Here is a 23100-nt window from a genome sequence, read left to right as displayed (position 1 = left end):
CTGTATTACTTTTGTTAACAAGAATTACTTGCAATAATAACCGCCCATTTGTCCTCGACCTCGCACGGTCTGGAAGGACGATCACTCATTTTTTCTCTCAGGTCCGGCCAGCATGACACGTCATACAAACCCCGCTTCGCCAACCAAGCCTCACAGCCCATCCCGCGCCTGGCGTGCGATTGCTGCGTTGCTGTTCAGCGTACTGCTGGCACCGACCGCCGCATTCGCTGATGCCACGGCGCCGGCCACCCCGCCTGCCGCCGAACAGAACGCCGCCCCTGCGGCTGCACCTGCCGCGACCGATCCGGCAGTACCAGCCGCTGCCGACGAGCCCGGCGTAGTACTGGAAGAAGACAACACCCTGGGCATGGCCCACGACCTGTCCCCATGGGGCATGTACCAGAATGCTGACGTGGTGGTGAAAGCCGTGATGATCGGCCTGGCCATTGCCTCGATCATTACCTGGACCATCTGGATCGCCAAGGGCTTCGAACTGCTGGGCGCCAAGCGTCGTCTGCGCACCGAGATCGTCCACCTGAAAAAAGCCACCACCCTCAAGGAAGCCAGTGAAAGCGCGACCCAAAAGGGCACCCTGGCCAATACCCTGGTGCACGACGCGCTGGAAGAAATGCGCCTGTCGGCCAACACCCGCGAAAAAGAAGGTATCAAAGAGCGCGTAGCCTTCCGCCTGGAGCGTTTGGTCGCAGCCTGCGGTCGTAACATGAGCAGCGGCACCGGCGTGCTGGCTACCATCGGTTCCACTGCGCCGTTCGTCGGCCTGTTCGGTACCGTGTGGGGCATCATGAACAGCTTCATCGGCATCGCCAAAACCCAGACCACCAACCTTGCCGTCGTTGCCCCCGGCATCGCCGAGGCCCTGCTGGCTACAGCCCTGGGCCTGGTTGCCGCGATTCCTGCGGTGGTGATCTACAACGTCTTCGCCCGTTCGATTGCCGGCTACAAGGCCCAGGTATCGGACGCGTCGGCAGAAGTCCTGCTGCTGGTGAGCCGCGACCTCGACCACCTGCCTACCGAGCGCAGCTCGCAACCGCACATGGTGAAAGTGGGGTAATCGGCCATGGGCCTGCATTTGAATCAAGGCGACGACGAACTCGTCGAGAACCACGAAATCAACGTCACGCCATTCATCGACGTGATGCTGGTGTTGCTGATCATCTTCATGGTGGCGGCACCCCTGGCCACCGTGGACATCAAGGTCGACCTGCCCGCCTCCAGCGCCAAGCCGGCGCCGCGGCCGGAGAAGCCGATCTTCCTCAGCGTCAAGGCGGACCAGCGCCTGTTTCTGGGCGAAGAAGAAGTCAAAGCCGAAACCCTGGGGCCAGTGCTCGATGCCAAGACCCAAGGCAAAAAGGACACGACGATCTTCTTCCAGGCTGATAAAGGCGTGGACTACGGCGACCTGATGAGCGTGATGGATGCCCTGCGGGCGGCCGGCTATCTGAAGGTGGGCCTGGTCGGACTTGAGACGGCAGCCAAGAAATGATCACGACGCGCCACAAACTGACGCGTTATGGCACCAGCCTCGCCGTCGTGCTGGGCGTGCACGCCATCGCGATTGCCATCGCACTCCACTGGTCGGCACCGCGCCCGGTCCTGCTGCCACCGGCAGCCATGGTCATTGACCTGGCACCCGCGCCAGCGCCACCACCGCCAGCGCCGCCGAAAGTGGTGACGCCGCCGCAACCGCCTGCCCCGGTGGAAGAGTTGCCGCTGCCAAAACTGGCCGAGGCGCCCAAACCGACGATCCAGGTGCCCAAGCCGGTCAAGCCCAAGCCCAAACCCCAGCCGCCCAAGCCGGTGGAGAAGAAGCCCGAGCCACCCAAGGAAAAACCTTCCGAGGACCCACCGAGCGAATCGCCACAGACCAACGCCCCGGCGGAAAAATCGGCGCAGCCGGTTCCTGGCCCATCGCCGCAACAGGTGGCGGCCAAAGCGTCCTGGGAAGGCACCCTGCTGGCGCACTTGCAGAAGTACAAGAAGTACCCGCCGGGCGCCCAGGCCCGAGGCAAGGAAGGCCTGAACCGCTTGCGCTTCGTGGTGGATGCCGATGGCAACGTGCTGTCCTATGAACTAGTGGGCCGTTCCGGCAACGCCGACCTGGACCGTGCCACCCTGGACATGATCCGTCGTGCCCAGCCACTGCCCAAGCCACCGGCCGACATGTTGAAAGGCGGCAGCATCGAGATCGTTGCGCCGTTCGTTTACAACATCGAAAAACGTCGCCGGTAATCCTCACCGTGGGCACTCTCGGGTGCCCACGGCTGCTGCTCCCTCCCCCGCGTATTGCTGCAACCTGAACCAGGGTTGAACAGCCTGCGACCTATCTCCATCTTCACTTGTAACATTTAAATACAAAGCCAATTATCCGCGAATCGTTCTCATTAGCGGACATTCGGCATGCCCACTCTTGCCCGGCTGGCTCTCCTCCTGCTGGCTTTTCCCGTCGTTGCGCAGGCGGATCAACTGGTCACCCTGGTCATTCAAAACCACACCTTCAGCCCCTCAAGTTTCGAGGTGCCGGCCGGTGAGCGCTTTCGCATTCAACTCACCAGCCACGACGAAAGCGTCGATGAGTTCGAAAGCTATGACATGAAATTCGAAAAAATCATCGTCCCCGGCAACACCGTGACGGTGTTCGCCGGCCCGCTGCATCCCGGCACTTACACCTTCTTCGATGACTACCACCCCGACCAGGCCAAAGGCACGGTCACTGCCGTCGAGGCCAAGGAGTAAGCCATGCTGGCCTGTCTGTTGATCGTGTTTCGAGAAGTGCTGGAAGCCGGGATTGTGGTGGGGATCGTGATGGCCGCCACCCAGGGCCTGGCGCGGCGCGGGTTGTTTATCGGCGGCGGGATCGCAGCCGGCGTACTGGGTGCCGGGATCCTCGCACTCTTTACCGGCGCAATCACCCAGGCACTCCAGGGCTTTGGCCAGGAGATTTTCAACGCAGCCATTCTGGTGGTCGCCGTGGTCATGCTGGGCTGGCACAACCTGTGGATGGCCAGCCATGGTCGCGAGTTGGCCACCCAACTGCGCAGCGCCGGCAATGCGGTACTCAACGGCGAAAAATCACTCTGGGCGCTGGCCGTGGTAATCACCGTGGCGGTGCTGCGCGAAGGCTCGGAAATCGTGCTGTTCCTCTATGGCATCGCCGCGTCGAGCCAGGCAGACCCACTGTCGATGCTGGCCGGTGGCGTGCTCGGCATCGCCGCCGGCGCCGCGCTGTCCTGGCTGATGTACCGCGGCCTGGTCGCCATCAGCCTCAAGCGTCTGTTTTCGATTACCGGTTGGATGATCGCCTTGCTCGCCGCCGGCATGGCGGGGCGGGCGGCCGCGATCCTCGCCGGTATCGACCTGATCCCCGCCTGGGGCTACCAACTCTGGGACACGTCCTGGCTGGTCTCCGACGCCAGCCTCACCGGCCGCGCCCTGACCGCGCTGGTGGGCTACACCGACCGGCCGCTGGGCGTCCAACTGGTCGCCTGGTCCGTCACCCTTGCGCTCATGGTGCTGGGTAACCGCTTGCTGCATTCACGCCCGACGCAATCACGTTAACTGCCTCAAGGAGCCACGCCATGAAACACCTGCGCAACCCCTTGGCCACCGCACTGGTACTTGTCAGCGCCCTGGCCGCCTCAACCCTGACCCAAGCCCGCGAGTACCCGATTGGCGGGCCCGTCCAGGTCAACGACATGGAAATCGCCTCCTCCTACCTGGTGGGCATCGAAATGGCCCCCATGCCACCGGGCATGGTGATGAGCAAGGATTCGGTGCACCTTGAGACGGATGTGCATGCCACCGCCGACAATAAGTACGGCCTGTCCAATGGCGAGTGGGTGCCCTACCTGACCATCACCTACTCGCTGGTCAAGCAGGGTTCGCCCGACTACAAGGAAATCGGCACGCTGCTGCCGATGGTGGCCAAAGACGGCGCCCACTACGCCAACAACGTGAAAATGGACGGCCCCGGCACCTACACTGTGGTACTGCGCTACGAAAGCCCGCAGATCAAAGGCTTCTTCCACCACGTGGACAAGGAAACCGGCGTACCGGAATGGTGGGGGCCGTTCACCAAAACCTTCACCTTCAAATACCCGCAAAGCTGAAAGCATGAACGCGACACCTGATTACCAGGTGTCGTAACCCCCATCCTCTCTGATAACGTGCGTCTATCGATTGCAGCCGGTATGCTTGGCTTGCAACCTCATGGACGCCCGCTATGACTCTTACAGAATTACGCTACATCGTGACCCTCGCCCAAGAACAACACTTCGGCCACGCGGCCGAGCGTTGCCACGTCAGCCAGCCGACGCTATCGGTGGGCGTGAAGAAGCTTGAAGACGAACTCGGTGTGCTGATTTTCGAGCGCAGCAAAAGCGCCGTGCGCCTGACCCCGGTGGGTGAAGGCATTGTTGCCCAGGCCCAGAAGGTCCTGGAACAAGCGCAAAGCATTCGCGAACTGGCCCAGGCCGGCAAGAACCAGCTGACCGCACCGCTGAAAGTCGGCGCCATCTACACCGTCGGCCCCTACCTGTTCCCGCACTTGATTCCGCAACTGCACCGCGTCGCGCCGCAGATGCCGCTGTATATCGAAGAAAACTTCACCCACGTGCTACGCGACAAACTGCGCAACGGCGAGCTGGACGCGATCATCATTGCCCTGCCGTTCAACGAGGCGGACGTGCTCACCCTGCCGCTCTACGACGAGCCGTTCTACGTATTGATGCCGGCCTCGCACCCGTGGACGCAAAAAGACACCATCGACGCGGCCCTGCTCAACGACAAGAGCCTGCTGCTGCTCGGTGAGGGCCACTGCTTCCGCGACCAAGTGCTGGAAGCCTGCCCGACCCTCACCAAGGGCAACGATGGCGCCAAGCACACCACGGTGGAATCCAGCTCCCTGGAAACCATTCGCCACATGGTCGCTTCCGGCCTCGGCATCTCGATCCTGCCGCTGTCGGCGGTGGACAGCCATCACTACGCCCCCGGCGTGATCGAAGTGCGCCCACTCACGCCACCGGTGCCGTTCCGCACCGTGGCAATCGCCTGGCGCGCCAGTTTCCCGCGGCCCAAAGCCATCGAGATCCTCGCTGACTCGATCCGCCTGTGCTCGGTGGCCAAGCCGCCTGCCGCGAGCTAAGCAACGGTATGACAGAGCTGTCGCAGGTGCCAGTGACGGCACTCAAGGGTGTCGGTGAAGCCATGGCCGAGAAGCTGGCCAAGGTCGGCCTGGAGAACCTCCAGGACGTGCTGTTCCACCTGCCCCTGCGCTATCAGGATCGCACCCGCGTAGTACCCATCGGCCACTTGCGGCCTGGACAGGACGCAGTGGTCGAAGGCACCGTCAGCGGCGCCGACGTGGTCATGGGCAAGCGCCGCAGCCTGGTGGTGCGCCTGCAGGACGGCACCGGTGGCCTGAGCCTGCGCTTCTACCATTTCAGCAACGCGCAGAAGGAAGGCCTCAAGCGCGGCACCCGCGTGCGCTGCTACGGCGAGGCGCGGCCCGGCGCTTCTGGCCTGGAAATCTATCATCCGGAATACCGCGCCATTACCGGCGACGAGCCACCGCCGGTCGACACCACGCTCACACCGATCTACCCGTTGACCGAAGGCCTGACCCAACAGCGCCTGCGCCAACTGTGCATGCAGACCCTGACGATGCTCGGCCCCTCCAGCCTGCCCGACTGGCTGCCCCAGGAGCTGGCGCGCGACTACCAGCTGGCGCCGCTGGCTGATGCGATTCGCTACCTGCACCACCCACCGGCCGACGCCGATGTCGACGAATTGGCTCTGGGTCATCACTGGGCCCAGCATCGCCTGGCGTTCGAAGAACTGCTGACCCACCAACTGTCCCAACAGCGCCTACGCGAAAGCATGCGCTCCCTGCGCGCGCCCGCGATGCCCAAGGCCACGCGCCTGCCCGCGCAGTACCTGGCCAACCTCGGCTTTGCGCCGACCGGCGCCCAGCAGCGCGTGGGCAATGAAATCGCCTACGACTTGAGCCAGAAAGAGCCCATGCTGCGGCTGATCCAGGGCGACGTGGGCGCAGGCAAGACCGTGGTTGCCGCCCTCGCCGCCTTGCAGGCCCTGGAAGCCGGGTACCAAGTCGCGCTGATGGCGCCCACCGAGATCCTCGCCGAGCAGCACTTCATCACCTTCAAGCGCTGGCTCGAACCCCTGGGCCTGGAAGTGGCATGGCTGGCGGGCAAGCTCAAGGGCAAGAACCGCGCAGCCGCCCTCGAACAGATCGCCGCCGGCGCACCGATGGTGGTGGGTACCCACGCGCTGTTCCAGGACGAAGTGACGTTCAAGAACCTGGCCCTGGTGATCATCGACGAACAACACCGTTTCGGCGTGCAACAACGCCTGGCCCTGCGTCAGAAAGGCGTGGGCGGCCGCATGAGCCCGCACCAACTGATCATGACCGCCACGCCGATCCCGCGCACCCTGGCCATGAGTGCCTACGCCGACCTCGACACCTCGATCCTTGACGAACTGCCCCCCGGCCGAACCCCGGTCAACACCGTGCTGGTCACCGACACCCGCCGCGTGGAAGTGATCGAGCGCGTGCGGGGCGCCTGTGCCGAAGGGCGCCAGGCGTACTGGGTGTGCACGTTGATTGAAGAATCCGAAGAGCTGACCTGCCAGGCCGCCGAGACCACGTACGAAGACCTCACCAGCGCCCTCGGCGAGCTCAAGGTCGGGCTGATCCACGGCCGCATGAAGCCGGCAGAGAAAGCTGCGGTGATGGCCGAATTCAAGGCCGGCAACCTGCAACTGCTGGTGGCCACCACGGTCATCGAAGTCGGTGTGGACGTGCCCAACGCCAGCCTGATGATCATCGAAAACCCCGAGCGCCTGGGCCTGGCGCAACTGCACCAGTTGCGCGGCCGCGTCGGCCGGGGCAGCGCCGCCAGCCACTGTGTGCTGCTCTACCACCCTCCACTGTCGCAGATCGGTCGTCAGCGCCTGGGCATCATGCGTGAAACCAACGACGGTTTTGTCATTGCCGAGAAAGACCTCGAACTGCGCGGCCCCGGCGAGATGCTCGGTACCCGCCAGACCGGCCTGCTGCAATTCAAGGTCGCCGACCTGATGCGCGACGCCGACCTGCTGCCCGCTGTGCGCGATGCGGCGCAAGCGCTGCTGGAGCGCTGGCCGCATCACGTCAGCCCGCTGCTGGATCGCTGGCTTCGCCATGGGCAGCAATACGGCCAAGTGTGACGCCTGACTCACTTATCCGACCTACAGTTGTATCAAGCTGGTTATACTTCGTTGACTGTAAGAAATTGGATCAGGCCATGTCAGAAGTTGCCCTCGCCACAACCCCACTGACCGCCCCGCCGGTTATTCGGGCGTTGCTTGCAAAACTCGCCATCAGCTACACGGAAGTCGCCGAACAACCGGGCCTGAATCCTGCGCAAAAGGTCCAGGCGGTGTTGCTGGAAGATGCCGTGGGCGCACTGATGGTGCTGTTCCCACAGAGCCAGTTGCTCGACCTCAACCGCCTCACCGAACTCACCGGGCGTCGCCTCACGGCGGTATCACCGGATCGCGTCAAGCGCATGCTGGGCAAGCACGACCTGAGCCTGTTGCCGGGCCTGCCACCACTGACCAGTTCACCGTGCCTGTACGAAGGCAGCCTGCTCAACGAACCCAGCCTGCTGGTGCATTCAGGCGAAGCCGGGGTATTGCTGGAAATCTCCAGCGAAGCCTTCAAGACCATGCTCACCAAGGCCAGCGCCGGCCAGTTCGGTGAGCCGCTGAGCAACATCCGCCCCAACCTCGACCGCCCCAATGATGACCGCGAGGAAATCACCCAAGCGATGCAGGCGTTCACAGCCCGCCGCATCCAGCAACGCCTGGAAGCGACCATCGAGATTCCGCCGCTGGCTGACACCGCGCAGAAGATCATCAAGCTGCGCGTCGACCCCAATGCGACCATCGACGATATCACCGGCGTGGTGGAAACCGACCCGGCCCTGGCCGCCCAGGTGGTCAGCTGGGCCGCATCGCCCTACTACGCCTCGCCGGGCAAGATCCGTTCGGTGGAAGACGCCATCGTGCGGGTGCTGGGCTTTGACCTGGTGATCAACCTGGCGCTTGGCCTGGCCCTGGGCAAAACCCTGAGCCTGCCCAAGGACCACCCGCACCAGGCTACGCCGTACTGGCACCAATCGATCTACACCGCCGCCGTGATCGAAGGCCTGACCCGTGCCATGCCACGCGCCCAGCGCCCCGAGGCCGGCCTGACCTACCTGGCCGGCTTGCTGCACAACTTCGGCTACCTGCTGCTGGCCCATGTGTTCCCGCCGCATTTCTCGCTGATCTGCCGGCACCTGGAGGTCAACCCGCACCTGTGCCACAGCTATGTCGAGCAGCATCTGCTGGGCATCAGCCGCGAGCAGATCGGCGCCTGGCTGATGCGCTACTGGGACATGCCGGACGAACTGTCCACCGCCCTGCGCTTCCAGCACGACCCGACCTACGACGGCCAGTATGCCGAGTACCCGAACCTGGTATGCCTGGCCGTGCGCCTGTTGCGCAGCCGCGGCATTGGTTCCGGCCCGGATGAAACGATCCCGGATGTGCTGCTCGAGCGCCTGGGCTTGAGCCGTGACAAGGCCGAGGAAGTGGTGGGCAAAGTGCTGGATGCCGAAGTGCTGTTGCGCGAATTGGCGTCCCAGTTCAGCCAGGGCTGAATCGGTAGCTTGTCAGATCGCTATCGGGGGCAAGCCCCCTCCCACATGTTGATCTGCGAACACAGTCAAGTGTGGGAGGGGGCTTGCCCCCGATGAATCCACCTCGATCTACTTCTTTTTCTTCGGCTTCAAATACTTGGTCAAGCCCTGGAACCAGATCACCAACGCCGGGTTGCCCTTGATCTGGATCGACTTGTCCTGAATCCCCGTCATGAACGCCAATTGCTTGTTCTTCGCCTGCAGGGTGGCGAAGCCGTAGGCCGCATCCTTGAACGCGATGGCAAACGCCGGCGCCGGGTGGACACCCGAGCGGCTGGTGATGCGCTGGTCTTTGACGATGAAGTGACGGGCAACCTTGCCATCGAGGGTCTGCAACTGGAACGCCAGGTCTTTGTCACCCAGCTGTTGCTGGAACGCGGGGTTGGTGCGGCTGGCTTTGCCCATCATCAGGCCCAGCACCCACAGGAGAAGACGAAATTTCATGCACACGGCCTCGGTGTAATTATTGAGTGGCCGCAGCAGTTTAACGAATTGCAAAAAGAACGCTACCGATCTTGCGCATTAGCGGAAGATCGGCTGGCGTTTGACGCTTATAGCAGCATATTACTTAAACGTTAGGGCAAGGCACCGGCGCCCAGTCGGCCAGGTTTGGATCGCGGCAAGTGCCTTCGATCTGCGCTTTACCGGCGCTGGCGACCTTCTTGCTTTCATCTTGCTTGGTCTGGGCGGTCTGGAAGGTTTTCTCGGTGCTCACCGCTTCTGTCGGCACGGTTGGAAGAGGCGGCTTTTTCGGCGGTTTGGTGCCTGTACCTTTCTTCTTGTTGCCCGGTGTCACCGCGGGTGTTGCATCGGCCTGGGCCACGGTGACCACGTCGGCACGCTGTACGCCAACCTGCTGCAGGTCTTTCTCGTAGGCCTGGGTGTAGTTGTTCAGGTCTTCGGCGGCTTTGCCGTTGACCGCAACGATCAGGTCATTGGATTCCTTCAGGCCCGAGACGATTTCCGCCAGGCGCTTGCGGCCTTCGGTGTCGTTGACGGTCTTGGCTTTACGATCAGCCACCAGCTTGGTGAATGCGCTCTGGTAGCACTGCTGGGACGCCCTGGCGTACGCGGTGCTGCGGTCGATGTCAGAGGCGCTTTTGTTCACGTCAGCCGCATACGAGGCAATGCGCTGGTTGTCATCGGCGATCTGCTTCTGACGCTCGGTGTAGTAACCCGCTGCGCCGCCGGCCAGGGCGCCGCCCGCTGCGCCGATGGCGGCGTTACGGCCACGTTTTTCCTTGTCGCCGGTCAGGGCGCCGAGCAGGGCGCCGCCGGCAGCGCCGATGGCTGCACCGGTGACGACCGACTTGGTCATGTTCGAATCGGTGGCGCGCAAGTGCTGCACCGGCTCGTAGCAGTTGGGGTAGTACTCGACCTTGGTGCTCGACGCGACCTTGGAGGCCGGCGACGTGGCGCAACCGGTCAGCACCGTGCTGAAGCCGGCTGCGATCAGCAGCAAGTGACGCTTGGAAACCGCCTTACGGGAAAAAAGCATAGGTGTGTTCTCTTCTAAGTTTGACTTGCCCAGCACGGCCCACTGCCGCCTGAGTCCCTTCCAAGCTCGCCATACAGCCAGCGATCATCGCTGACCGCTCGCTGCGAGCAATTCCTTCAAGATCGTCGCCGGGTCGGCCCGCTGTTGCTTGCGGTAGTTGCCGACATGGCGGACGAACAGTGTCGCGCGCGTCACCAGGCTCTTGCCGAGCACTGGCTTGCGATCCAACTCTTCCTTGATGCGTTGAAACTGCGCCTGGATCACCGCGTCGGTGTAGCGCGTGCCGGTGGCCAGGTTGTCGATATAGATCGCCACCGCGCCATCGAGGGCGCTGCGCCCGTTGTCGATGGCCGTGGCAAACAGCGCCGCGCTGGCCTCGTCCTTATTGTCCAGGGCCTGCTGGCGACTCTTCTGCAGGTTGGCCAGGCGGATGTTGTAGTTGCTGATGGTCTCGGCCACCAATGCCGCCGACTGAATCAGGTTGCCCGCCGCCTCTTCGCGTTGCTGGGCGATCAGCGAGACATTGCGCTTGAGCTCTTCGTTGACCAGCCCCAGCTCGGCCTGCAACTTGGGGTCGACGCTGGCGGCGATGATGCTGTCCAGGCGCTTGGTCGGGTCCTGGGCATCGTCAATGGCGTCGGTCAACGAGGCCAGGCGGCCCTCTTTCTGCCACTGGGCGAACAACTCCTTGTAGCGTGAGCGCGGTGCCGACAACGCACCAACCGCCACGCGGAAACCGGTGGTCTCATTGCTTTGTTCGGTGCCGTCGGCGGCGAACAACGGGTATTCGCGGCGCATGCCGGTAAACAGCGTGCCCTCGCCTTCCAGGTAGTTGCCGCCCTTGACCACAAAGCCGCCGTAGGTGCCCTGGCGGCGTCCGGCGTGTACCAGTTGGAAAGATTCCTGGACCATTTCCGCGGCGTTACCGATCACGTCGAACATGCCGATCGGGTTGGGCAATTTGGTGCCGATGGGCATCAGGCGCGCGGCCTGGCCGGTGCCACCGGCGACCTGGTTGAACACCGCGTAATCGCCGAGCGGGCCGTCGCTCTCGCTGCCTTCGACGCGGCGCGGGAACAGGCGCCCTTCCAGGTCCTGGCGGCTGACCGCATGGCCACCGCGGGCCGCGAACTCCCATTCCACTTCGGTGGGCAGGCGTACAAAGCCCAGGCCGCCCTCTTCTGCCGACGAACCGCGCCCGCTGACCGGTAGCAAGTCGCGGTGGTATTTCATCAGCCAGGCGCTGTACACCGCCGAGAAACGCTCGGCCTCAAAGCGCGACAGTTTCACCTTGGGCAAACGCGCGGCCATGCCGGTGGGCGCATCGCAGGCCGGCGCGGGCTCGCCACTGGCCAGCGACTGCGCCTGGGACATCACCTGGGCATATTGGCGCGCGGTCACTTCGTACTTGCCGATGAAGTACAGCATCGGCTTGAGCGGGGTCTTGGCGTCGGTCTTGGGCATCAACGGTGCGATGACTTTGTTCCAGTCTTTCGGCAAGTCCTTGAGGGTGAATTGGCCGTTGATGAAGTCGCGGCGATAGCCGGAGATAAACGACTGCTGATAGCCCGCCTCGCCTTCGGCAAACGGGTAACCAAGGCTGATCTCGCGGTCGTCCAGGGTGCCCTGAGCCAATACGTAGGCGTAGCGGAACACCATATTGCCTTCGCACGGCAACGGCAGGCTGACGTCGTCGGGCAACGGCTTGGGGTTGTCGAGCTTGTCACTCGCTTCATCGGCCCAGGCCATCGAAGCCAAGGTCAGCGCCACACAGGCGCCCAGTAACTTATACATCTCTGATTCCTTCAGAAGCCTGGATACGCGCCACTCGCCAACCGCCACAGGCCGCCGCCACGGCGCTGACGCCGAGGACTGCAACCAGGGCCAGGCCGTAGTGACGCGCCAGCAGGTGGCTGGCGTATTCGCCCGGCACCTGCACGAATAACTTATTCACCGCTGTCTCGGCCAGGCCATACAGCCCGGCACTGAGCAAGGCGGCAAACCCTGCGCTGTACAGCGCCTGCACCACCACAAACAGCAACAGTGCGCCGGTGGAAAAACCCAACAGGCGCAACACCGACAATTCCCGGCGCTTGCGCGCCACGGCGGCCAGCGCCCCGGCGAAGATCGCCGCAAACGCCCCCGCCAAGGCCAACCCGGCGATGATCCAGAACACGATCGACAGGTTGCGGCTCAACGACTGCACCTGGGCGATGGTCTGCGCCTGGGTCGACACCAGCAGATTCTGCGCGGCGAAATACACCCGCAGCGGTTCCACATCGGTGAGGCTGCGCGCATACAGGCGAAATGCCGGGTATACCCGCTGCTCGCTCACAGCCACCTCATCACCGGCCCAACCCAACGCCGGTACCGCACGGCCATCGCGGTAATCTTCCGCCGCTTCCAACAATCTCAAATCGGCAAACAACCCATCACGCGCGAAGGCTTCCAGCGGCAGCACCGCCAGTACCTGCAAGCGTGTGCGCTGGGCTTCTACACGTCCCGCCACTTGCCGCGCAAAACTGGTCTCCAACCAATCCCCCGGCCGTGCCGCGAGCTTCTCGGCAGCGGTGTGGCTCAGCACGATCTGGTCCAGGCCCGTGGGCATCGGCAGGCCGCTCAACAACGGGTCACTCGCAGCCGTCGGCAGCATTTCCAAGGTCAGCGCGCCGACCTGCGCCGTCGCCGCAATCTGCCGCGTGCGTGGTAAGGCGAACGCCACATCGCTGCGCTGGCCGAGCTGTTCGACAAATGCGCTGCTGAATCGACCACCGCCCAACGGAATAATTTCACGGGTGGCCGGATCGGTCTCCAAACGTTCGGTCAAACTGCTAACCAGTCCAAATTTCAGGCCGAATAACACCAGCAACGGCGCGATCACCGCCACCAGCGCCAACACCGAGCAGGCCGACAGCCAGGCATCGTTGCGGTAATCCTGCCAGGCCAGGGACGCCACCAGAGGGATACGCATCAGCACGCCTCCCCGAGGGTCGCGGTGACGCCGCCGTCGGCGTCGCGGCGACAGCTGATGCGCCGCACCTGCAAGCCGCTGGCGCGGGCCAGGGGTTCGTCATGGGTGGCGATCACACAGGCGGCGCGATGCTCGCGGGCCTGGGCCAGCAGCGCCTGCATGACGCGTTCGGCATTCAATGGGTCAAGGGACGCGGTGGGTTCATCAGCCAGCACCAACTGCGGCGCATGGGCCAAAGCGCGCGCGCAGCTCACGCGTTGGCGCTGGCCCACCGACAGGGCCGCCGGCTTCTTGGCCAACTGGTCGCTGATCTCCAGCTGTTCAGCCAGGCGCGCCACGCTGCCATCGTCCTTCAACCCCAGCAGTTGCCGCGACAGCGCGATATTGCTGCGTACATCCAGAAAGCCCAGCAGCCCGCCGGTTTGCAGCACATAGCCCAGGTGCTGGCTGCGCAGCGCGGCCAGGGTGGATTGCTGATCGGCACGCCACAGCCCGCCAATGTCCTGCTGATTGAATTCGAACCGGCCCACCTGATCAGGCGCCAATACCAGCGCCAGCAGATCCAGCAAGGTGCTCTTACCACACCCGCTCGGCCCGACAATCGCCAACTGCTCCCCGGCACGCAGGTGCAGCGCCGGGATCACCAAGCTGTAACGCTGGCTGCCGACACCCCGGCTCTTGTGCACCGCACTCAGGTTCAGCATTACGGCAGCGTCGACAAGGGTACGCGGTACAACGCATCACCCGGCTCGGCATCGCCGAAACGGACCCAGTTGGCCACGTCATTGTGGAAGGTTTCGTAGAGGCGGATCTTCGAATCCAGCTCGTCGATAAAGTCTTCCTGCTCGGCCACGCTCAACGACAACCACAAATCCTGGGTCATGTTCAGCGACTTGCTGCGGTACGGCAGGCCTTCCAGGTACTCGCCGAGAATCCCGCCATCGGCCAGGTTGCCGCCCTTGCGCAGGGCTTGCGGGTCGCGGCTCATATAGGCTGAGGCGCTGGCGATTTCCTGGAAGAAGTCCTTGGGTGAAGTCTGGGTTTTGCGCGCGGCATCGACGATCAGTTTCAGCGACTGTTGCAGGTCATTGAGCTGCAATTTGGTCAACATCACACACACCTGGAACGCCGGCAGTGCCGGGTTGGTCAGGTCGCGGTCGGCGGTCCAGGCGCTGACCAGTTGCGGCGCCTGGCTCGCGGCTTTGCGGCCGAGGAAGTCCATGTGCATGGCATAGCCGACCGCCGCGGATTTATCCGCCAGGCTCGGCGCGCCACTCAGCAACGGCACCGGCTGCGGCGTGTTGCTGCGCACTTGGTGCACTAGGTTGGCGAACACCGTGCCGATCTCATCGACCCGCTCACCCAACTTGCGCACATCCCCCCCCGGTACCGGCGTGTACAGGTCGCCGATCTGTGGGTTGGCGTCGGCGGTGAGGACACGGTATTGGCTCTCGGCGCCGGCGTGGGTTTTCTTGCCAGCGTCGGTGCGCAGGTGCAGGGCGTAGATCTTGATCTGCTTGCCCAGCGCGGCCTGGCGCACTTCGGCTTCGTTCATCTGAGTGGCGGCGAACGGGTCGTTCTTGCGCAGGGCGCCAGCGTCGGTGACCAGCAGGATGATCCGCCCGCCATAGCCGGACCAGTCCATGCCTTCCACGGCCTGCATCACCCCGGCAAACGCATCTTCGTTGAAGGAATGGCTGGACACCGTGGACGCCTTGACCTGGCGCGCCATGTCGAGGAAGCGTTGCGGGTCGCGGCCCTGGTCAAGGCTGATCAGGGTCTTGGCCACGTATTCCAGGCCCGGGGTTTTCTTGATGCTGTTGCGAAAACCGACCAGGCCGAAGCTGACACTGTCCAGTTCGCCACGCTCGGCAATGCGGGTTTGCAGTTCGTGCACCACGTCGCGAACCTGGTCGATATAGGGCTGCATGGAAACGGTGGTATCGACCACCAGCACCACGGCGGTGCGGAAGGCGTCGGCATTGGCGCTCATCACCGGCGTTGCAGGCTTGGCGGCCGCGCTGCTGCCAGGGTCGATGGACGCGACATTCAGCAACTGCACCGGCTGGCCGTTTTCGTCGAAGCTCTCTTTGGAGTCGAAGATCGGCAACAGGTAGAACTGGTTCTGCGGCACCGCACTGGCAGCCGGCTCCAAGGCCAGGACCTGGCCGTTGTCTTCGCTGTTTTTCTGCGCCTTGGCCAACACGCCTTTGGCCGCGGCAGGATCAGCCAGCAGCTTTTCCACTTCGGCGGATTGGCGCAGGAACATCACCGGCGCCCGGCCGGAGCGCTCGGTGAACTTGAGCACCAGGCTTTGCTTCCAGTCGCTGACCTGGGCGGCGGGCAACCAACCGTCGCTGCGGCCATCGGTGGCGGCGCCGACGCGTACCCACGGGCTGCCGTCGACGTCTTTGCGCTGATACACGTAGAGCACGGAGAACGCCGGCAGGGCCTTGCCCGACGCGCTGCCGGCCTCATTCGACAGTTTGGCGCCGGGCTTGCTGAGGACGCGCTGGAACAGGGTCTTCTTGCCGGCCATCAACAACGGACGTTGGCCGCCATCCACTTCAGCCACCGCCACAGGTGGCGTTGCCTGTGGCACTTCGGCTACCGCCGCAGGCGGCTTGGCCTGCGGCACGACGGCAACCGGCGGCTTGGCCGGTTCATCACGGCCGCTCAACCACCAGTAGCTGCCGCCACCAATGGCCAATGCCACGGCCACCGCCACGGCGGCCAGTGCCAACACCGGCCCACGGCGCTGCTCGGACACGGCGTTATGCTGGGTCGGTGTCACCACCGGCTGGCGCACCGGTTGCGGCTGGGGTTTATCGGTCGGGATGTCGATGGTGACGGGCGTCATGCCCGCCAGATCAAAACTCAGCGGGATCGGCAACGGCCGCACCAGCGTGGCCTCTGGCGAGTCCGCCGGCAGCTGGTCCAGTGCCGCCAGCAACGCCGCCGCATCCGGGAAACGCTCCGCCGGGTCCTTGGCCAACAGCTTGCGCAGCACGCCCTGATAACGGCCATGGTGCACCGGCAACTCCGGCAAGGGTTCGGTCAGGTGCGCCAGCGCCGTGGACAGCGCATCGGTGCCGTTATACGGCAGCTTGCCGACGAGGATTTCATACAGCACCACGCCCAGGGCGTAGAGGTCGGCACGGCCATCGATCTCCTGGCCCCGTGCCTGCTCCGGGCTCATGTAGCTCGGCGTGCCCACCGCAAACCCGGCCTGGGTGAACTGGGTACGGTCGTCCAGGGACTTGGCGATACCGAAGTCCGACAACACCGCAGTGCCGTCAGCACGGAACAGGATGTTCGCCGGCTTGACGTCGCGGTGCACCAACCCCTGGGCATGCGCATAGCCCAGCGCCGAGGCAATCTGGCGAATCAACGTCACGCCCTGCTCTGGCGTCAGGCCCGCGGCGATGCGCTCCTTGAGCGTGCCGTTGGGCAGGTACTCCATGGCCATGTAATACAGCTCACCGACATTGCCGATGTCATGGATGGTCACCGTATGCGGGTGCGACAAGCGCGCCAGGGTCTTGCCCTCGCGCAGGAAGCGTTCGCAAAAACTCGGGTCGGCCGCCAGCGCCGCCGCCATCACTTTCAACGCCACCTTGCGCTCCAGCGAGCGCTGGGTCGCCAGGTACACGCTGGCCATGGCGCCTTCGCCGATCTCGCCTTCGATGTCGTAGCCCGGAATCACAATGTTCATGCCGATACCTTCACGACGATGGCGGTGATGTTGTCCGGCGCGCCGCGGTTAAGCCCCAGGTGCACCAGGCTGCGCACGATTTCGTCCGGCGCGTCGTGGCTGAGCACTTCGCGGATCTCATGGTCTTCGACGGTCTTGTTCAGGCCATCGCTGCACAGCAGGTAGCTGTCACCCGGGGCGATCAACAGGTCGACCACCGCCAGTTCCAACTGGGCCTCTACGCCAATGGCGCGGGTGACGATGTTGGCGCGCGGGTGCACGCGCGCGTCGGCTTCGCTGAGCAGGCCGCTGTCTTGCAGGTCCTGCACGTAGCTGTGGTCGCGGGAGATGCCTTCGAGCACGCCGTCGCGCAGGCGGTACAGGCGACTGTCGCCAGCCCACAGGCACACACCGCGCAAGCCGCGGGCGGCGAGCACCACCACGGTGCTGCCCATCATGGTCACACCACGGTTGGCGGTTTCTTCACGCACGGCGGCATTGATACGGAGCAGGTCATTGCGCAAGGCCGCCGAGTATTCCTCGAGGGACCGACCCAGCGGCACGCTGCGCAAGCTGTCGACGATCAGGCTGCTGACGTAATCCCCCGCCGCATGCCCGCCCATGCCGTCGGCCACCACCCACAGGCGGTTTTCCGGCAGGTCCAGGCAGGCGTCTTCGTTGACCTGGCGGACCATGCCCACATGGCTTTTGCTCGCGGATACATACGTCGCCCCCATCTACATCACACCCTCTTGTCCGAGCAAAAACTGCGCAAAATCGCCGGTGGCGGGCAGGCCCTGACACCGCAATAAACCAGGGGAAATCGTCTGCGAACCACGGCCCCACCACAGGCTGGCACCGTCGCAGGCCTGTTCGGCGAGCGCGGTCATGCGCTGGTGGGGCTCGGTGGCGGCCACGCGTTGCAGGCCGGCGAAACGGCTGTCGACCGCTCGCGGCTCAATCGCCGGCAAGCCCAAGCTGTCGAGGCCATCGTTGAAGCGTTCAAAGGTAGCGTCGGCATCGAGGGTGCCGAGCAACAGCTCTTCGGCCTGTTCGAACCAGGTGTCCGGACCGCCCACCAGGGACGCCGGGTTGGTGTCGTGATCGAGCAAGGCCACCACCGCCAGCGGGAAATACCGCCCCACCCGATCGATGCTCGGCATCACCACGCCCGCCGCCGCGTTCGGTCCGCACACACCCGGCGCCAACACAAAGCGCCACAGCGGGCTGACCAGGTACACGTTGAGCCACTCGGCGCCCAGGCTCTGCTGGCTGGCGAGCAAACCCGCCGCCAGCCAGCTGTCCCATGGGCCAATAAAGCTCTGGGGCAAGGCGCGGCTGACAAAGTCCCCACGACTGGCCAACTTGCCGTAGAAACCCAGCGTCGTCATAACCGCTCCGGCAGGCTGAAGCCGCTGAGCACGCGACTCTTGAACGGATTGAAGGCGCTGTTGGCGCGCAACTCGTAGGCGATGCTCGCCCCATCCACACGCAGGCGCAGGTTAAAGCGATCAGGCGAGTTGCCGGCGGTAAGGTCCGATTGCTCCAACAGGCGGAACCAAGCCCACGGGCCATCCAGGGTCACACCGGAGCGGCCACTGGCCGACGGCGGCATGATGGAAATTCGCACCACACCAATGCTGCCGGGGTTTGGCCATTGCATCGCCACCGGGCGGCTCGGGCCGTGGTCGTAGCTCAGTTGCTGGCCGTCAAGGTCAAGCAGGAACTGGGTAATGCTCGGGTCCATCGACACTGGCTTGAGTTCGAAGCGCACGATGGGTTGGGTACCCCCGGAGCGGAAGAACGCATCGCGGATCGTCGCGGCACGCTGGAAGGTTTGCAGCACGCCCGGTGCAATCCCGAGCTTCTGCGCCGCGCCCGGCTGCCAGCGCCAGGTCTGCGCCGAGGTGTCCACGTACGGCTGCAGGTACTTGCGGAAGTAATTGTCCATCACCCCGCCCACGCCAAAGAACTGCCCGAAGTCATCCAGGGTGGCGTCACGCGTACTGCCCGGCGACATCGGGTAGCGCCCTGCCAGGGACTGGCGATACACGTTGACCACTTCACTGACCCAGGCCGCGTTCAGTTGGTTACGCACTCCGCCCATCATGCTGTTGGTGGTGGAGTTGACCACCGACTTGACCATGCCTTGCACCAAAGGGGGCTGGCGCTCGGCATTCAGGCTGACCCGCGTGGCCGCAGCCGCCGCCTGGTTCTTCGCCTCACCCAGCAAGGCGTCGCCGCTGGCACCGACCATGGCGCTGACCTGCACATATAGCGCATTCATGTCCGACAACAGGCCGTCGATGGCAGCCGGTTCGCCTTCGTTCTTGCTGACGATGCTGTTGAGTTCGGCGAAGTGTGCGGTCACCGGGTCATCCGCGGCGGCCGGCGCATTCGCGGTCGGTTGCTCCTGGCCGAGCAGGCTGCCCAGGCGCTCCTTGAGCTTGTCCACCCCACCTTCCACCGGTACACCCTTGGCGGCCAATTGGCGCTCTTCCGCTTGCAGGTCGGTTTCCTTGGCCACCGCCACCAGCAGTTTTTTCAGCGGCGAGGTGGGTCCGGAAATCACCCGCAGCACATCGGCTGCCTGGGCCACGCTGGTGATCGGTACAAAGTCGATGTCGGCGAGCAACGCATCCCACTGGCGCTGGTAGTCCTGGAAGTACAGGCGACGCACATCGGCGGCCAGGCTGACCACGTTCTGCTGGTCGGCCTGCTCACGGCCCAGTACCCATTGCTCTTCGGCCAGGGTACCGGTCTGGTTCAGGCTGCTCAGCAGGAACGCCTGGCGATAGCCCTTAGCGGTAAAGAAACCACTCAGCGGCTCACCCAGCGGCTTGCCACTTTTGCGGCTGAACACCAGCGCAGCATCACGGCCGGCGGCTTCGTTGATGCGGAAGTCCGGGATGCCTTCAGGCAATTTCTGACGTTTGACCCGGTCGTAGACGCGCTGGGCCACCGGCAGTTGTTGCAACTGGCGACGCAGGTCGTCGATCAAACGCGGATCGAGGCGTGCGCTCGGCGGGTGCCGTTCGAACAACGCCTGCAGGTGCCCGGCCAGCGCCTGGCGCTGATCGGCGGGCAGGTCACGGGGCAGGTTGCGGTCCCAATCGAGGGCGATCCAGGCCTTGATGAAGTCCGGGTCGTAATGCTCGGTGTCGGCGAGCATCAGGTAGGCCTTGAGGCCCTCGTAAAGGAAGTCGGAATTGCCGCCGCCGTGCAGTTGCTCTTCGATACGCGTCACCAGGCGTGGCGCGAAGACCGCGATCAGCAGCTTGCGGTAGACGCTGGCGGACTCGGCTTCCAGCATGTCGCCTTGATACAGCCCAAGGCCCTCGGACCAGCTGGGCGAATCGCCTGCCAGGTTCTTCACCGCATTGAGCAGCGGTAGCACGGCCAGCACTTCGCGCTGCGCCGGGCTGAGGTTCTGGACGGTCTGGCCCAGGGGCGCTACCTTCTGATCGACCTGGGCGATATACGCCTGGTTGGCGCGATAGCTCACCCACCACAAGCTGCTGACCACGATCACCAAGGCCACGGTGGCCGCGAGCACACCGCGTGCGATCCACTTGCGCCGGCGCTCAACTTTCGGGTTCACACCCACCAGTCCACGTTCGGCAAAAGCCACGGCGGTGAAGAGTTTTTCGATGAAGTAACTGCGCCCGGTACCGCTCTGGCGCGCCAGGTGCTGGCGGTCCAGGTTCATGCTCTGGGCCATGGCGCCAATCAGGCGGTCAATCGGGCTGCCTTCCTGGGTACCGCTGGTGAAGTACACCCCGCGCAGCAACACGCGTTCTTCAAAGGCGTTGGGCTTGAATACACCTTCGAGGAAGCTTTGCAGGCAATCCTTCAGGGCGCCGAACTGTTGCGGGAAACCGTAGATCAGGTCGCGCCGCGCCGGGTCGCGCTCCTGTTGCAGGCGTTCCACCAGGCGTTCGTTGAGGCGCTGCTCCAGGCCGGCGAATTCGCTTTGCAGGTGGGCCAGCGGGCTGTCGCTGTTCTTGCCGTCATCCAGGGCAAAGGTCATGCCCCACACCTGGGCGCGTTCTTCCTTGCTCAGGTTGTCGAAGAACTCCATGAAGCCCGGCACCAGGTCGAGCTTGGTCAGCATCAGGTAGATCGGGAAACGCACGCCCAATTGGGTGTACAGCTCCTGGACACGCAGGCGGATCGCCGCCGCATGGGCGGCGCGTTCGGCGTCGGTGCCCAGCAGCAGGTCAGACAGGCTGATCGCGATAAAGGCACCATCGATCGGGCGACGCGAGCGCTGCTTTTTCAGCAGGTCGAGAAAGCCCAGCCAGGCGGCTTTATCCACCGTGGAATTGCTGTCCTGGGTGGTATAGCGGCCTGCGGTGTCGAGCAATACCGCCTGGTCGGTAAACCACCAGTCGCAATTGCGCGTGCCGCCGACACCACGCACCGCACCGGCGCCCAGTTGCGCGGCCAGCGGGAAATGCAGCCCGGAATTGACCAGCGCAGTGGTCTTGCCCGAGCCTGGCGGGCCGATGATCACGTACCACGGCAGCTCATAGAGATTGCGGCGTTCGTCACCACCTAGCTTGGCCTTTTTCAACAGGGCCAAGGCTTCGTCCATGCGCTGGCGCAAGCTCGACAATTCTTCGGCGGTGGCCACGCTGTTGGGGTCGGCCGGGGTTTCCGCCGCCAGGCTGCGCATCACTTCGGCCGCCTGACGGCGCGCCTGGATGATGCGGAACACCCGATAGGCAATCCACACCGCAAAGATCAGCACGATCAGCGCCCAGCGCCGCCCTTCCGGAACCAGCCCATCGAGCAACGGCCCCACAAACCAGATGATCAGGCTCAGGGCGATCAGGCCCAGTACGGGGATCACCCAGCGAATCATGAAACTGAAAAACGCCTTCACTCGACGCCCTCCGCCAATACGGTGATTTCAACCCGGCGATTGCGGGCACGGCCTTCGGCGGTGGCGTTGGTGGCCACCGGCTCGGTGTCGCTGCGGCCTTCGGCGCTGAAGCGGTCGCCTTGGCCGGTCTTGGCTGCCAGGATGTCCAGCACCGACTTGGCCCGCGCTTCGGACAGCGCCCAGTTGGACGGGAAGCGCAGCGTGGCAATCGGGCGGTTGTCGCTGTGCCCGGTGACACGCACCTGGCCCTTGACCTTGCGAATGGCGTCGGCGATGCGCAGCATCAGCGGCTGGTAGTCATCGACGATGCTGGAGCTGGCGGACGCAAAGAGTTCGTCGCCACGAATGGTCACGACTGAACGGTCGACCTGATCTTCTACTGCCACACGACCCGCCTTGATGTCCTCCGCCAGGAAGCCGGCCAGGCGTGGCCGCTCGATGACTTTGGGCTGCGCCACCGGACGGTCGATGGCCTGCACCGGGATCTCGCCCAAGGCATGAATGTTCTTGAACACCGGCTCGGCGTCCGATGCCAGCTTCATGCGCAAGCCGAACAGCAACGCCAGCAGCAGCGCCAGGCCGATAGCCACCGCGATCCATGGCGGCATGAACTGCGCCAGGCGATCCCGCGCGACGCTGACGCCGCGCCAGTGCGGCGATAACTCGCGCTCGTGGTCGCCACGGGCACTACGAATCGCCGCAGCGGTGCGCTCACGCAGGGCTTCCAGCTGGCTGCGACCGTCGTTGATCACGCGGTAGCGGCCCTCGAACCCGAGGCACATGCACAGGTACAACAATTCCAGCAGGTACAGGCGCTCGCGCGGGCTTTGCAGGCAGTGGTCGAGCAACTGGAAGACTTTTTCGCCGCCCCAGGCTTCGTTATGCACGGTGATCAACAGGCTCTGCTTGCCCCAGTCACTGGTGCTGCCCCACGGCGTGCTCAACACCGCTTCATCGAGGGCGGTGCAGAGCGCATACCGCGCCAGCAGCACTTCATTGCGTGCCACACCGGCCGCTTCCGCGCGTTCTTCGAACTGGCGCAGGTAGGCCAGCAGCTGCGCACGCAAACTGGCCGGTGCGGGGTGGGCAATGGTGTTGCGCAGGCGTGTCAGCAACGCCAATAGCGGGCCGGCGGCGCTTTCCAGCGGGTTAAGCCCCTGGCTTTTGCCGGTCAGGATCGGTGCCGCCGGCATCGACAGCGGCGCCGGCTCTGCACGCACAGGTTCCGGCGCACGGCCACCCGGGCGCGGCATGAACTGGGTGCGGTCATCATCATTGGGATGCATC

The 23100-nt window shown here is 64.1% G+C and carries 19 protein-coding genes; 9 read left to right on the top strand and 10 right to left on the bottom strand.

What is annotated here, in order from left to right:
* Positions 1-112 precede the first annotated feature (112 nt).
* The 9 genes from exbB to ACODSV_RS00605 all read left to right on the top strand — a co-directional run bounded on the left by exbB (position 113) and on the right by ACODSV_RS00605 (position 8723).
* On the top strand, positions 113-1072 hold the full coding sequence (gene exbB / locus ACODSV_RS00645) for a tonB-system energizer ExbB (RefSeq protein WP_150055842.1): 960 nt from the start codon (positions 113-115) through the stop codon (positions 1070-1072).
* 6 nt (positions 1073-1078) lie between these two features.
* Positions 1079-1504: a TonB system transport protein ExbD gene (gene exbD, locus ACODSV_RS00640; RefSeq protein WP_003195519.1), complete on the top strand. Its 426-nt coding sequence runs from the start codon at positions 1079-1081 to the stop codon at positions 1502-1504.
* Positions 1501-2250, top strand: coding sequence for a TonB family protein (locus ACODSV_RS00635; protein WP_102624892.1), 750 nt, complete (start codon positions 1501-1503; stop codon positions 2248-2250). The genes exbD and ACODSV_RS00635 overlap by 4 nt, the downstream gene beginning before the upstream one ends.
* Positions 2251-2418: 168 nt before the next feature.
* A complete protein-coding gene (locus ACODSV_RS00630; protein ID WP_024078110.1) occupies positions 2419-2754 on the top strand; it encodes a cupredoxin domain-containing protein in 336 nt (111 codons plus the stop codon).
* A gap of 3 nt (positions 2755-2757) precedes the next feature.
* On the top strand, positions 2758-3576 hold the full coding sequence (locus ACODSV_RS00625; RefSeq protein ID WP_150055841.1) for an FTR1 family iron permease: 819 nt from the start codon (positions 2758-2760) through the stop codon (positions 3574-3576).
* Between the two features lie 20 nt (positions 3577-3596).
* Positions 3597-4127: an iron transporter gene (locus ACODSV_RS00620; protein ID WP_024078112.1), complete on the top strand. Its 531-nt coding sequence runs from the start codon at positions 3597-3599 to the stop codon at positions 4125-4127.
* A 113-nt stretch (positions 4128-4240) separates the two neighbouring features.
* Entirely contained in the window at positions 4241-5161 is a 921-nt protein-coding gene (locus ACODSV_RS00615) for a hydrogen peroxide-inducible genes activator (protein WP_024078113.1), read from the top strand.
* Positions 5162-5169: 8 nt separating this feature from the next.
* Positions 5170-7245 carry an ATP-dependent DNA helicase RecG gene (gene recG, locus ACODSV_RS00610; protein ID WP_454843998.1) on the top strand — a complete coding sequence of 692 codons (2076 nt, stop codon included), beginning with the start codon at positions 5170-5172 and terminating at the stop codon, positions 7243-7245.
* 77 nt (positions 7246-7322) lie between these two features.
* Positions 7323-8723, top strand: a complete 1401-nt coding sequence (locus ACODSV_RS00605; RefSeq protein WP_069077262.1) for an aminoacyl-tRNA deacylase and HDOD domain-containing protein — start codon at positions 7323-7325, stop codon at positions 8721-8723.
* A 108-nt stretch (positions 8724-8831) separates the two neighbouring features.
* Here ACODSV_RS00605 and ACODSV_RS00600 read toward each other — a convergent pair whose 3' ends face one another.
* The 10 genes from ACODSV_RS00600 to ACODSV_RS00555 form a co-directional block, all read right to left on the bottom strand.
* Positions 8832-9206, bottom strand: a complete 375-nt coding sequence (locus ACODSV_RS00600) for a helicase (RefSeq protein WP_069077358.1) — start codon at positions 9204-9206, stop codon at positions 8832-8834.
* Positions 9207-9330: 124 nt separating this feature from the next.
* Entirely contained in the window at positions 9331-10260 is a 930-nt protein-coding gene (tagQ, locus tag ACODSV_RS00595; RefSeq protein ID WP_150055037.1) for a type VI secretion system-associated lipoprotein TagQ, read from the bottom strand.
* An 84-nt stretch (positions 10261-10344) separates the two neighbouring features.
* The gene (locus tag ACODSV_RS00590; protein ID WP_150095310.1) at positions 10345-12054 is read right to left on the bottom strand and encodes a formylglycine-generating enzyme family protein; all 1710 of its coding nucleotides are present in this window, start codon (positions 12052-12054) and stop codon (positions 10345-10347) included.
* The gene (locus tag ACODSV_RS00585) at positions 12047-13231 is read right to left on the bottom strand and encodes an ABC transporter permease family protein (RefSeq protein WP_150055039.1); all 1185 of its coding nucleotides are present in this window, start codon (positions 13229-13231) and stop codon (positions 12047-12049) included. Before ACODSV_RS00585 ends, ACODSV_RS00590 begins: the two co-directional genes overlap by 8 nt.
* On the bottom strand, positions 13231-13935 hold the full coding sequence (locus tag ACODSV_RS00580; RefSeq protein WP_069077355.1) for an ABC transporter ATP-binding protein: 705 nt from the start codon (positions 13933-13935) through the stop codon (positions 13231-13233). Before ACODSV_RS00580 ends, ACODSV_RS00585 begins: the two co-directional genes overlap by 1 nt.
* The gene (locus ACODSV_RS00575) at positions 13935-16946 is read right to left on the bottom strand and encodes a serine/threonine-protein kinase (protein ID WP_102624897.1); all 3012 of its coding nucleotides are present in this window, start codon (positions 16944-16946) and stop codon (positions 13935-13937) included. Before ACODSV_RS00575 ends, ACODSV_RS00580 begins: the two co-directional genes overlap by 1 nt.
* Positions 16943-17662, bottom strand: coding sequence for a PP2C family protein-serine/threonine phosphatase (locus tag ACODSV_RS00570; protein ID WP_024078123.1), 720 nt, complete (start codon positions 17660-17662; stop codon positions 16943-16945). The genes ACODSV_RS00575 and ACODSV_RS00570 overlap by 4 nt, the downstream gene beginning before the upstream one ends.
* Positions 17663-18316 carry a type VI secretion system-associated protein TagF gene (tagF, locus tag ACODSV_RS00565; RefSeq protein ID WP_024078124.1) on the bottom strand — a complete coding sequence of 218 codons (654 nt, stop codon included), beginning with the start codon at positions 18314-18316 and terminating at the stop codon, positions 17663-17665.
* Positions 18313-21813, bottom strand: coding sequence for a type VI secretion system membrane subunit TssM (gene tssM / locus ACODSV_RS00560; RefSeq protein WP_150055040.1), 3501 nt, complete (start codon positions 21811-21813; stop codon positions 18313-18315). Before tssM ends, tagF begins: the two co-directional genes overlap by 4 nt.
* Positions 21810-23099, bottom strand: coding sequence for a DotU family type VI secretion system protein (locus tag ACODSV_RS00555; RefSeq protein ID WP_024078126.1), 1290 nt, complete (start codon positions 23097-23099; stop codon positions 21810-21812). The genes tssM and ACODSV_RS00555 overlap by 4 nt, the downstream gene beginning before the upstream one ends.
* Position 23100: the final 1 nt, after the last annotated feature.

It is taken from the genome of Pseudomonas sp. FG86, from assembly GCF_057808775.1.
The sequence above is the reverse complement of the archived record's forward strand: the minus strand, read 5'-3'. Positions and strand labels throughout refer to the sequence as shown.

Excerpts from the sequence above, each read along its gene's own strand:
- recG (WP_454843998.1), top strand. The coding sequence starts at position 5,170 with ATGACAGAGCTGTCGCAGGTGCCAGTGACGGCACTCAAGGGTGTCGGT.
- ACODSV_RS00585 (WP_150055039.1), bottom strand. The coding sequence starts at position 13,231 with ATGCGTATCCCTCTGGTGGCGTCCCTGGCCTGGCAGGATTACCGCAAC.
- ACODSV_RS00635 (WP_102624892.1), top strand. The coding sequence starts at position 1,501 with ATGATCACGACGCGCCACAAACTGACGCGTTATGGCACCAGCCTCGCC.
- ACODSV_RS00600 (WP_069077358.1), bottom strand. The coding sequence starts at position 9,206 with ATGAAATTTCGTCTTCTCCTGTGGGTGCTGGGCCTGATGATGGGCAAA.
- ACODSV_RS00590 (WP_150095310.1), bottom strand. The coding sequence starts at position 12,054 with ATGTATAAGTTACTGGGCGCCTGTGTGGCGCTGACCTTGGCTTCGATG.
- exbB (WP_150055842.1), top strand. The coding sequence starts at position 113 with ATGACACGTCATACAAACCCCGCTTCGCCAACCAAGCCTCACAGCCCA.
- ACODSV_RS00570 (WP_024078123.1), bottom strand. The coding sequence starts at position 17,662 with ATGGGGGCGACGTATGTATCCGCGAGCAAAAGCCATGTGGGCATGGTC.
- ACODSV_RS00615 (WP_024078113.1), top strand. The coding sequence starts at position 4,241 with ATGACTCTTACAGAATTACGCTACATCGTGACCCTCGCCCAAGAACAA.
- tagQ (WP_150055037.1), bottom strand. The coding sequence starts at position 10,260 with ATGCTTTTTTCCCGTAAGGCGGTTTCCAAGCGTCACTTGCTGCTGATC.
- ACODSV_RS00630 (WP_024078110.1), top strand. The coding sequence starts at position 2,419 with ATGCCCACTCTTGCCCGGCTGGCTCTCCTCCTGCTGGCTTTTCCCGTC.
- ACODSV_RS00575 (WP_102624897.1), bottom strand. The coding sequence starts at position 16,946 with ATGAACATTGTGATTCCGGGCTACGACATCGAAGGCGAGATCGGCGAA.
- ACODSV_RS00625 (WP_150055841.1), top strand. The coding sequence starts at position 2,758 with ATGCTGGCCTGTCTGTTGATCGTGTTTCGAGAAGTGCTGGAAGCCGGG.
- ACODSV_RS00605 (WP_069077262.1), top strand. The coding sequence starts at position 7,323 with ATGTCAGAAGTTGCCCTCGCCACAACCCCACTGACCGCCCCGCCGGTT.
- ACODSV_RS00620 (WP_024078112.1), top strand. The coding sequence starts at position 3,597 with ATGAAACACCTGCGCAACCCCTTGGCCACCGCACTGGTACTTGTCAGC.
- ACODSV_RS00580 (WP_069077355.1), bottom strand. The coding sequence starts at position 13,935 with ATGCTGAACCTGAGTGCGGTGCACAAGAGCCGGGGTGTCGGCAGCCAG.
- tagF (WP_024078124.1), bottom strand. The coding sequence starts at position 18,316 with ATGACGACGCTGGGTTTCTACGGCAAGTTGGCCAGTCGTGGGGACTTT.
- ACODSV_RS00555 (WP_024078126.1), bottom strand. The coding sequence starts at position 23,099 with ATGCATCCCAATGATGATGACCGCACCCAGTTCATGCCGCGCCCGGGT.
- exbD (WP_003195519.1), top strand. The coding sequence starts at position 1,079 with ATGGGCCTGCATTTGAATCAAGGCGACGACGAACTCGTCGAGAACCAC.